The organism is Roseisolibacter sp. H3M3-2, assembly GCF_029211165.1.
In the GTDB taxonomy this organism is placed as follows: domain Bacteria; phylum Gemmatimonadota; class Gemmatimonadetes; order Gemmatimonadales; family Gemmatimonadaceae; genus Roseisolibacter.
Map to the genome: position 1 here is coordinate 1 of NZ_JARGEK010000192.1, position 9,035 is coordinate 9,035.

8 protein-coding genes are annotated in these 9,035 nt (G+C 72.6%); 1 reads left to right on the top strand and 7 read right to left on the bottom strand.

Annotated elements, in window-relative coordinates; all coding sequences use genetic code 11:
- The 4 genes from PYV61_RS15505 to PYV61_RS15520 all read right to left on the bottom strand — a co-directional run.
- A partial coding sequence (locus tag PYV61_RS15505) for an FAD-dependent oxidoreductase (RefSeq protein WP_275833158.1) occupies positions 1-292 on the bottom strand: 292 nt, incomplete at its 3' end.
- Positions 293-505: 213 nt separating this feature from the next.
- A complete protein-coding gene (locus tag PYV61_RS15510; protein WP_275833161.1) occupies positions 506-715 on the bottom strand; it encodes a cold-shock protein in 210 nt (69 codons plus the stop codon).
- A gap of 204 nt (positions 716-919) precedes the next feature.
- Positions 920-1,468, bottom strand: coding sequence for an outer membrane beta-barrel protein (locus tag PYV61_RS15515; protein WP_275833163.1), 549 nt, complete (start codon positions 1,466-1,468; stop codon positions 920-922).
- 44 nt (positions 1,469-1,512) lie between these two features.
- On the bottom strand, positions 1,513-2,058 hold the full coding sequence (locus tag PYV61_RS15520) for a hypothetical protein (protein WP_275833164.1): 546 nt from the start codon (positions 2,056-2,058) through the stop codon (positions 1,513-1,515).
- Positions 2,059-2,194: 136 nt separating this feature from the next.
- Here PYV61_RS15520 and ispG point away from each other — a divergent pair, with 136 nt between their 5' ends.
- Positions 2,195-3,457 carry a flavodoxin-dependent (E)-4-hydroxy-3-methylbut-2-enyl-diphosphate synthase gene (gene ispG / locus PYV61_RS15525; RefSeq protein ID WP_275833166.1) on the top strand — a complete coding sequence of 421 codons (1,263 nt, stop codon included), beginning with the start codon at positions 2,195-2,197 and terminating at the stop codon, positions 3,455-3,457.
- Positions 3,458-3,549: 92 nt separating this feature from the next.
- Here the strand turns inward: ispG and PYV61_RS15530 are convergent, their stop codons facing one another.
- From PYV61_RS15530 to PYV61_RS15540, 3 genes are all read right to left on the bottom strand, one after another.
- Positions 3,550-4,392: an NAD(P)-binding domain-containing protein gene (locus PYV61_RS15530; protein WP_275833168.1), complete on the bottom strand. Its 843-nt coding sequence runs from the start codon at positions 4,390-4,392 to the stop codon at positions 3,550-3,552.
- A gap of 147 nt (positions 4,393-4,539) precedes the next feature.
- A complete protein-coding gene (locus PYV61_RS15535) occupies positions 4,540-5,988 on the bottom strand; it encodes a hypothetical protein (RefSeq protein WP_275833170.1) in 1,449 nt (482 codons plus the stop codon).
- A gap of 11 nt (positions 5,989-5,999) precedes the next feature.
- On the bottom strand, positions 6,000-9,035 hold a 3,036-nt coding region (locus PYV61_RS15540; RefSeq protein WP_275833172.1), incomplete at its 5' end, for a SusC/RagA family TonB-linked outer membrane protein.

The following is a 9,035-nucleotide window of genomic DNA, read 5'->3' on the forward strand; positions in this document are numbered from 1 at the left end:
CGCCGACCAGCCCCGCGCCCCTCGCGCGGCCGACGCGCGCCGCCGGCGCGAAGCGGCGCAGCCGCAGCCGCTCGCCTCCCGCGCCGTCGAGGTCGAGCGCCGCGCGCAGCGTCGGGTACGCGGTGAACAGCACCTGGAAGCCGCGGTCGACCACGTAGCCGTCGACGACCCGCGAGCGCACGCGCCCCCCCGGCTCGGCCCCGGCCTCGAGGACCGTGACGGCGCGGCCGGCGCGGGCCAGCTCGCGGGCGCAGCACAGGCCGGCGAGGCCGGCTCCGACGATGGTGATCATGCGGGTGGGGCGAGCTCGGATACGGCGAACTCGGGGAGTGCGACTTCGGGTGAGGCGAGACCGGGTGGAGCGATGTCGGTCGGAGCGGGACCGCGGTACCCGAGTTCGCCGTTCCCGAGTTCGCCGTATCCGAGCTCGCCCCTCCCGGCCTTCAAAAAGAAACGGGGCGCCGAGGAGATCCTCGACGCCCCGCCGGTGTGCGGTCGGCTGGGGTCAGCCGGCGCGCTGGACGTTCTCGGCGGCCGGACCCTTCTGGCCCTGCACGATGTCGAACTCCACCGCGTCACCCTCGGCGAGCGTCTTGAAGCCCTGGCCCTGGATGGCGCTGTAGTGCACGAAGCAGTCCTTGCTGCCGTTGTCGGGCGTGATGAACCCGAAGCCCTTCGCGTCGTTGAACCACTTCACCTTGCCGGTCGTACGCATGTCCAGCTCTCCTTTGGTGTCGATTTGTCCAGGGAGCGGAACACGCCGTACCCCGACAAACTCCGATACCCCGGCACGACCGGGACACCCGTGTCCGGGTCCCACCGAGGCGCGCTGAAGATATGGGTGAGCTCGGAGGGCGGCAATAGCCGCGCTGGTACCCCCGGGGGAGCCGAATGGTCCCCCGGGGATGCCCGCCGACGGTCAGAACCGGATGCCGACGCGGATCGGGACCAGGTTCACCTTCTCGGGCGACGAGAAGATCGGCTGGTAGCGCACGTCGCCGAACACGGTGATCCCCGAGAGCGGGACCTCGAGGCCGGCGCCGAGGTTCAGGCCGAAGTCCGTCTCCGACTCGCTGTCCTCGGCGGTCGAGGCGCTGTTGAACAGGCCGACGCCGCCGAGCAGGTACGGGCGGGCCGTCTGGCCGGCGAACTTGTAGAGGACGTTCGCCGCGCCGCTGATGACGCGCAGGTCGCCGGCGCCCGGCAGATCGAGCTTGCTGCCGAAGCGCTGGTAGTCCACCTCGACGCGGAACGCGATCGGCGAGGCCGGGCGCGCGAACTCGAGCAAGCCGCCGACGTTGTAGCCCGACTCGACGGCGTCGCCGATGTCGCCCGTGGGGAGCGTGAGCCCGCCCGAGAGGCCGAAGCTGACCGGGCGGGTGGTCGTCGTCGCCTGCGCGTGCGCGGCGGCGGCCGTGAGCGTGAGCGCGACGGGGACGGCGGCCAGGATGCGGCGAAGGGTCGTCATGGGTGCGGTGCGTGTAGGGAAGTGCGCCCGCGCCCTCGCGATCCTCAGGGCGCGGGTGGTGCCGGGGAGACCGGCGCCGGCGCTGCACCGGGCGGAACTGCAGGGGTCGCGCCAGCCGGACCGGACTGCGGCGCCGCCAGCGGGTCAGCGTCCACGGCGCGCACGCCGACCGCGTAGTAGTCGGTCTCGCCGAAGCACGACGACGGGACGCCGCGGTGCTCCTCGTACTGCAGCGCCACGCGCCGCCCCTCGAGCCGCTGGATCTGCGCCGCCACCGCGTCGTCGCGCACCGAGTACTGGAACAGCTCGGGCGCCTGCCCCGGGACGTTCGACAGCGCCAGCTCCCCCTCCCACGTCTTACACAGCCACCCCTTCCGCGAGAGCTTCTGGTTGTAGCCCGTGCGCGTGCCGTCGGAGTAGCTGACGGTGAGCGCGGCGGCGGCCCACGCGGCGAACGCCAGCGCCGGCCCGGCGACGAGGGCGACGAGCGTGAGCTTCCCCCAGTGCCGGCGGGCGAACGACCGCCGCGGCGCCGCGGACGGCGGGGGAGGGGGCGGGGGGGACGACGGGTCGGGCGTCGGGTCGGTCATCGGCGGGGGCGGGGAGGCGGGACCCGCGGCGCGGGCGCGCGTCGTTCAGGCCTCAGTATCCCTCGCCCGTCCCGGCCGCGCTAGCTTTCCGGCGCCCCTCCGAACCTCCCCAGCAGCCCGCGCAGCGCAGCACCCCGTGAGCCTTCCCACCGTCGGCGCCCCCGGCCCGTTCGCCCCCCGCCGCCCGTCCGTGACCGCGTTCGTGCGCGGCGTCGGCGTCGGCGCGTCGCACCCGGTCGTCGTGCAGTCGATGACGAACACCGACACCGCCGACGCCGCGGCCACCGCGCTCCAGGTGGCGGCGCTGCACCGGGCGGGGTCGCAGATCGTGCGCGTCACGGTCAACAACGACGAGGCGGCGGCCGCGGTCCCCGAGCTGCGCGCGCGCCTCGACGACATGGGGCTCGACGTCCCGCTGGTGGGCGACTTCCACTACAACGGGCACCTGCTGCTCACGAAGTACCCGGCCTGCGCGGCGGCGCTCGACAAGTACCGCATCAACCCGGGCAACGTCGGCACGCGCCACCGCGACGCGAACTTCACGCAGATCGTGCAGGTCGCGATCGACCACGCCAAGCCGGTGCGCATCGGCGTCAACTGGGGGTCGCTCGACCAGGACCTGCTGACGCAGATGATGAACGCCAACGCGTCGAGCGCCGCGCCGCGCGACGCGAAGGACGTCTACATCGAGGCGATGCTCGAGAGCGCGCTCCGCTCGGCGGCGCTCGCCGAGGAGGTGGGGCTCCCGCACGACCGCATCCTCATCAGCGCGAAGGTGAGCGTCGTCGCCGACCTGGTGGAGGTCTACCGCCGCCTGGCGCGCCGCTGCGACTACCCGCTGCACCTCGGGCTCACCGAGGCGGGGATGGGCGCCAAGGGGATCGTCGCCTCGACGGCCGGCCTCGCGATCCTGCTCGGCGAGGGGATCGGCGACACGATCCGCGTCTCGCTCACGCCCAAGCCGGGCGGCGACCGCAGCGAGGAGGTGTTCGTCGCGCAGCAGATCCTGCAGTCGCTCGGCATGCGCTCGTTCGCGCCGCAGGTGACGGCGTGCCCCGGCTGCGGGCGCACGACGTCGACCTTCTTCCAGCACATGGCCGAGGACATCCAGACGTACCTGCGCGAGCAGATGCCGGTCTGGAAGCAGTCGCACCCCGGCGTGGTCGAGATGAAGGTCGCCGTGATGGGGTGCGTCGTGAACGGCCCCGGCGAGAGCAAGCACGCCAACATCGGCATCTCGCTGCCGGGGACGTTCGAGGAGCCGAAGGCGCCGGTGTACGTCGACGGGAAGCTGCTGACGACGCTCAAGGGCGACCGCATCGTGGCCGAGTTCCTCGAGATCCTCGACGCGTACGTGGCGCGTACCTACGCGCCGGCCGAATCTGCGGCTTTGGTTTAGACAGGATTGACAGGAAACCGGGGGAACGACTCGAGCCTCGAGTCGTTCCCCCGGTTTCCTGTCAATCCTGTCGAATGCTCTTACCGAGCCGCTCAGAAGCGGACCCGCCGCCGCCACTCGTCGCAGGAGGTCACGGGATCGCGCCGCGGGAACCGCGGGAGGCTGTCCAGGTCGTACGGGCGGCCGTAGCCGAAAGCCGCGACCGCGTCGAAGAAGCACGACCACGGAGTGCTCGGCAGCATCTTCAGGTCGTACAGCTCCGCGCGTCGCTGCTGCCCGGGGATCTGGCCCACCAGCGACAGCGCGTCGATGACCCGCGCGAACCGCAGGGGGCCGGCGTCGTGGGGGTCCAGCCCGAGGTCGAAGAGGACGCGGGCGATCGCCTCCCGCGCGCTCGGGCTGTTGCCGGCGACGAGCACGCTCGGCGGCGTCCCCACGAGCTGCGGGTTCGCGAGGAAGGCGATGCTCGGCAGCGAGATCCTGACCACGCGCGCCGACGGGTGGCGGGCCTGGATCCGCTCGGCGTGCGCGGTGTCGGACACGAGCTCCAGATACCCGTCCGCCGCCACCCGCTTCCGGCCGCCGCTCACGTCCAGGACGATCTTCCCGTCGAGGGCGAGGCCGTCGCTCACCTGCTCGACCACCTCGGCGGGGACGGCGAGCACGACGATCTGCGCGCGCGCGACCGCCTGCGGATTCGTGGCGGCGGAGGCCTTCGGGCCGCTGCGCGCCACGAGCGCGCGCAGCGAATCCCGCGCCGGGGTGCGGCTGCCGTAGACGACCGCATACCCGGCCCGGCCGAGCGCCGGGCCGAGAGAGCCCGCGAGGTTGCCCGTGCCGACGACCGCCACGACCGGCTTGTCCTGGGCCGCCGCCGGCGCGCGGAGGGCGCCCAGTCCGACGAGCACGAACAGCAGGACGGCTCCGATCCGCATGATTCCCCCGTGTGAGTCCCGCGAGGCGGGTGCTCGTCATATCACGCGATCGCGCGCCGGAACCGGACACGAAGAGGCCAAGGACGAAGAATCGGATCGAAGGGATCAGATCTGATCCCTACGATCCGATTCCTGGCCGTGCTCGGATCAGGCGTTGCGGTCGAGGCAGCCCTTGAGCGCCGGCGACCCGCCCGGCGGCGTGTTGGGGTTGTTCCCCTCGTCGTTCGGGAGCGGGAACGACAGGTCGGTCCCGTAGGTCCCCGTGCGCAGCGCGCCCGGCGACGAGTAGGCGCCGGTGGGGAACACCGACTCGGCGCCGCGGCCGTACTGCCGCACCAGCCGCCGCAGGTCGCCGAGGCGGTGCGACGTGAGGTACATCCAGTACGCGCGCTCGCGGAACAGCAGGTCCTGCCGCGCCGTCGTGGAGCCCGGGTCGGTGAGCGGCGGGAGCAGCTGGTCGAGCGTCTGGCCGACGGGGGCGTAGCGCTGGAGGTCGCGGGCCTGCCGCACGAGCGCGCTGGCGCGCGGCTCGTTGAGCTTCGCGAGGAAGGTCGTGACGTCGTTGGCGCGCAGCGCCGCCTCGGCCTCGATCAGCCGCGCCTCGACGCCGTCGGCGAGCACGATCGCGTCGGTGCGCTCGTCGTACTTGAGCTGCTCCTGCATCGGCTCGGCCGCGAAGCCGTTGCCGCCGTTGGCGACGCGGGCGCGGTTGGGGACGCGCACGTCGGCGGCGGAGCGGAAGGGGAGCCCGTTCCCCCCCTCGCGGTCGGAGACGCCCCACCGCCCCTGGCTCGTGGAGAGCGCCCAGATCCCGTTGTTCTGCCGGAGCGAGTTCTCCGAGTGCTGCACGACGAAGCGGAAGTCGGTGGGGACAGGGGCCACCGTCGTCGCCGCCTCGGCCGCGCGGTCGAGGTCGAGCAGGGTGCGCGCGCGCCCGACGCGGGCGAGGTGGGCGGCGCGCGTGGCCGTGGCGCCCGTCCCCGCGGTCGCGATGGCGAGCGCCGAGTCGAACTTGGCGAGCGCCGCGGCGAGCGTCTGCGCCGTCGTCTGCGGCTGCCCGAACTCGATCGTCAGGTCGTCGTTCAGGATGCTGTACGGGACGCCGGAGCAGTAGTTCTCGGCGAACAGCACGTACGAGAAGCCGGCGAGCGACAGCGCCTCGGAGCGCCCGACGGCGTTCGGCTGCCCGAACTCCTGGAACTTGCGCGCCGCCCGCTCGGCCGACGCGCGGGCGCGCGACAGGTCGAGGAAGATCGGCGCCATCGTCGTGTTCTCGCGCCCGATGCCGCGCAGCTCGACCTCGGTGCGGGTGGGGAACGACTCGGTCTGGATGAACTCGTCCGTGAAGAGGCCGACCATGTTGGCCTGCCCCTCGGTCGAGATCGCGCTGTTGCCGCCGTTGTAGGCGTTCTGGAAGTCGCTCAGCGCGCCGGCGAGGACGAGCGGGAGCGCGGTCGAGTCGGCGATGTTGTCGGGGCGCACGACGTCGGGGTCCTGCACGCGCAGGATGTCGTCGGCGCTGCAGGCGGCCAGCCCCGCGGCGGCCAGGGCGGCGGCGGCCACCCCGGCGGCGAGGCGTCGGATGGGAGTCGTCATGGCGCGTCCGCTCAGAAGGCGAGATTGAGGCGCGCCGAGAAGACGCGCGCCGGGGGCGTGGTGAGGAAGTCCGACGAGGTGAAGTTCGCGCCCGGCGTCGAGGTGATCTCCGGGTCGAGCCCCTTGTAGTCGGTCCACGTGGCGAGGTTGCGGCCGGCGAGCGTGAGGCTCAGCTCGCGCCCGCGGGCGAGGCGCACCCACCGCTGCGGCACGAGGGCGGTGACGCTGACCTCGCGCAGCCGCACGAAGCTGCCGTCCTCCACGTAGCCGCCGTCGGTGCCGATGATCCCGGCCAGCGCCGCCGCCTGGTCCTCGAGCGGGGTGCCGGGGTCCTGGATGGCGCGGCAGTTGAGCACGAACACGCAGCGGAAGCGGTTGGTGAGGTTCAGCGTCTTGAAGCCGCCGCGGTAGTCGGCCAGCGCCGAGACGCGCACCGCGTTGTCGAACAGCGACAGGCGCGGCGACACCTGGAACTCGCGCCGCGGGAGGGGGTTGCCGAGGTAGACGGCGGTGTCGGTGAGCGTGATCTCGCACGCGCCGGAGTTCGGGACCTGCGTCTGCCCGGGGCAGTTGGCGCGGCTGACGATGCCGTCGCCGTTGCGGTCCTCGTACGTGTAGCTGCGCTGCCAGTAGCCGCCGAGCGGGTAGCCGGAGCGGTGGATCTGGCGCCCGCCGTTGAAGACGATCGGGGCGATCCCCTCGCCGAGGGCGAGCAGCTTGTTGTCGTTGGTCGAGCCGCCGACCTGCACCTCGAAGCGCACCGGGCGCGTGTCGACGAGCGTCGTCTGGAGCTGCACCTCGAGCCCCTGGTTGCGCGTGCGGCCGATGTTCTCGAAGCGGCTGGTGGCGGCGCCGACCGACGGGGCGAGCGGGCGCAGGATCAGCGCGTCCTCGGTGGTCTTGCGGTAGTAGGTGAACTGCAGGTTGACGCGCTCGCGCAGGAACGCCGCGTCGAAGCCGGCCTCGTACTCGGTGGTCAGCTCGGGGCGGAGGTCGAGGTTGCCGACGCCGCCCTGCAGCGTGGGGTTGAAGAAGGTGATCGCGCCGACCTCCGCGTCGTCCTGGCGGACGGCGGTGGGCTGGTAGTAGGTGATGGCGTCGCGGAAGCGCGGGCGCTGCCCCGAGCGGCCGACGGCGGCGCGCAGCCGCAGCGAGCCGAGGAGGGGGGTGGCGGGGAAGAAGCCCTCGTCGCTCACCACCCACGACGCGTTGAGCGACGGGTAGTAGACGCGCCCCGAGCGCTCGCCGAACGCCGAGTTGTCGTCGGTGCGGACGGCGGCGGTGAGGAAGAGGCGGTCGGCGAACGCGACCTGCTGCTGGAGGAAGCCGCCGAGCAGCTTGTTGTCGGTGTTGAAGTCGCTGACCTGGAAGCGCGAGCTGGCGCCGTTGAGCGACCCCGTGCCGCCGGTGAGGACGGCGCCGAAGGCGTTGGTGCCGCGGTAGCGCTCCTGGGCGTACTGCGCGCCGGCGGTGGTGGTGAAGCGGAACCGGTCGCGGGCGAAGGTCGCGGTGGCGTTCCCCTGCGCGGTGTAGTTGTAGATCTGGAGCGGGTTGCTGTTGGCGCTCCCCTGCGCGTAGTCGGCGAAGAAGACGCGCCCCGGCTCGATCACCTGCTTGGTCACCTCGTCGACGTAGTCGAGCCCCGCGACGCCGGAGAACGAGAGCCATGGGAGCGCCTGCAGGTTGGACGAGACCGACGTGATGTAGCGGTCGACGCGCTGCCGGTTGCTCAGGTTGTAGAGCTGCGACGGGGTGAAGCCGTTGAAGAAGCCGCGCCCGACGGGGTCGTCGACCGGGTTGCCGAGCAGCCCGGTGGAGATGATGCCGAGCGTCGAGTTGTCGTTGACCGGGAGCTGGAGGGCGTTGGTGACGTAGCCGCTGTTGACCGCGACGTCCCAGTTGTCGCGCAGCTGGCCGCGCAGGTTGGCGCGCAGCCCGGTCTTCTTCCAGTTGTTGGTCAGGTACACCCCCTCCTCGCGCTCGTAGTCGCCGGAGAGGAAGTAGTTGACGCGCTCCGAGCCGCCCGACGCGCTGACGCCGCCGGCGACGCCCATCCCGGCGCGCAGCGGGTCGACCACCTCGATCGGGTTGAACGAGATCAGCTCGGAGGCGGTGCAGAGGGCGCGCGTCCGGCGGTCGAGGTTGCAGTTGGTGGTGGCGGTGCCGTTGGTGAGCGTGCCGCGCGTGCCGAAGTTGGCGGGGAAGTCGAAGTAGTCGAGGTCCACGCCGCGCCGCTCGGCGTAGCCGCGCCACTGCGTCGCGCCGGCGCGCCCGCGCTTGGTGGTGATCTGGACGACGCCGTTGGCGGCGGCGGTGCCGTAGAGCGCGACGCCGGCCGGCCCCTTGATGATGTCGATGCTCTCGATGTCCTCGGGGTTGATGTCGTTGAGGCGCGAGACCACCTGGCCGCCGGTGCCGACGTTGGTCCCGATGCCGCCGTTGGCCACCTGGCGGTTGCCGACGTCGTTGTTGGCGCGCACGCCGTCGATGATGAGCAGCGGCTCGTTGGTGAGCGACACCGAGTTGGCGCCGCGCACGCGGATGCGCGACCCGGCGCCGGCGGTGCCCGACGACTGCTGCACGTAGACGCCGGGGGCGCGCGAGGTGAGCAGGTCGGTGACGTTGGCGCTGGCCGCCAGCGCGTCGACGGTCGGCGCGATGGTGGAGACGGCGTTGCCGGTCTCCTTGGTCTGGATCTGCGCGCCGGTGGCGGTGACGGTGACCTGCTCCAGCGCGACGGCGCTCTGCGCGAGCGCGAAGTCGGCGGTCGCGGTCTGCCCGGCGGCGACGGCGACCTGCAGCGTCGCGGCCTCGGAGCCGAGGCGGAGCGCGCGCACGGTGTAGGTGCCGGGCGGGAGCCCGCCGAGGCGGTACTGCCCCTCGTCGTTGGTGAGGACGGAGCGCGTCTGGCCGACGATCGACACGCGCGCGCCGGGCGCGGGGCGCTGCGTCGCGCGCTCGGTGACGCGGCCGGAGATGGTGCCGGTGGCGGCGCCGCCGGCCGCCGGCGCCGGCGAAGTCGGAGGCCAAGCGGTCTTAGGAAGACA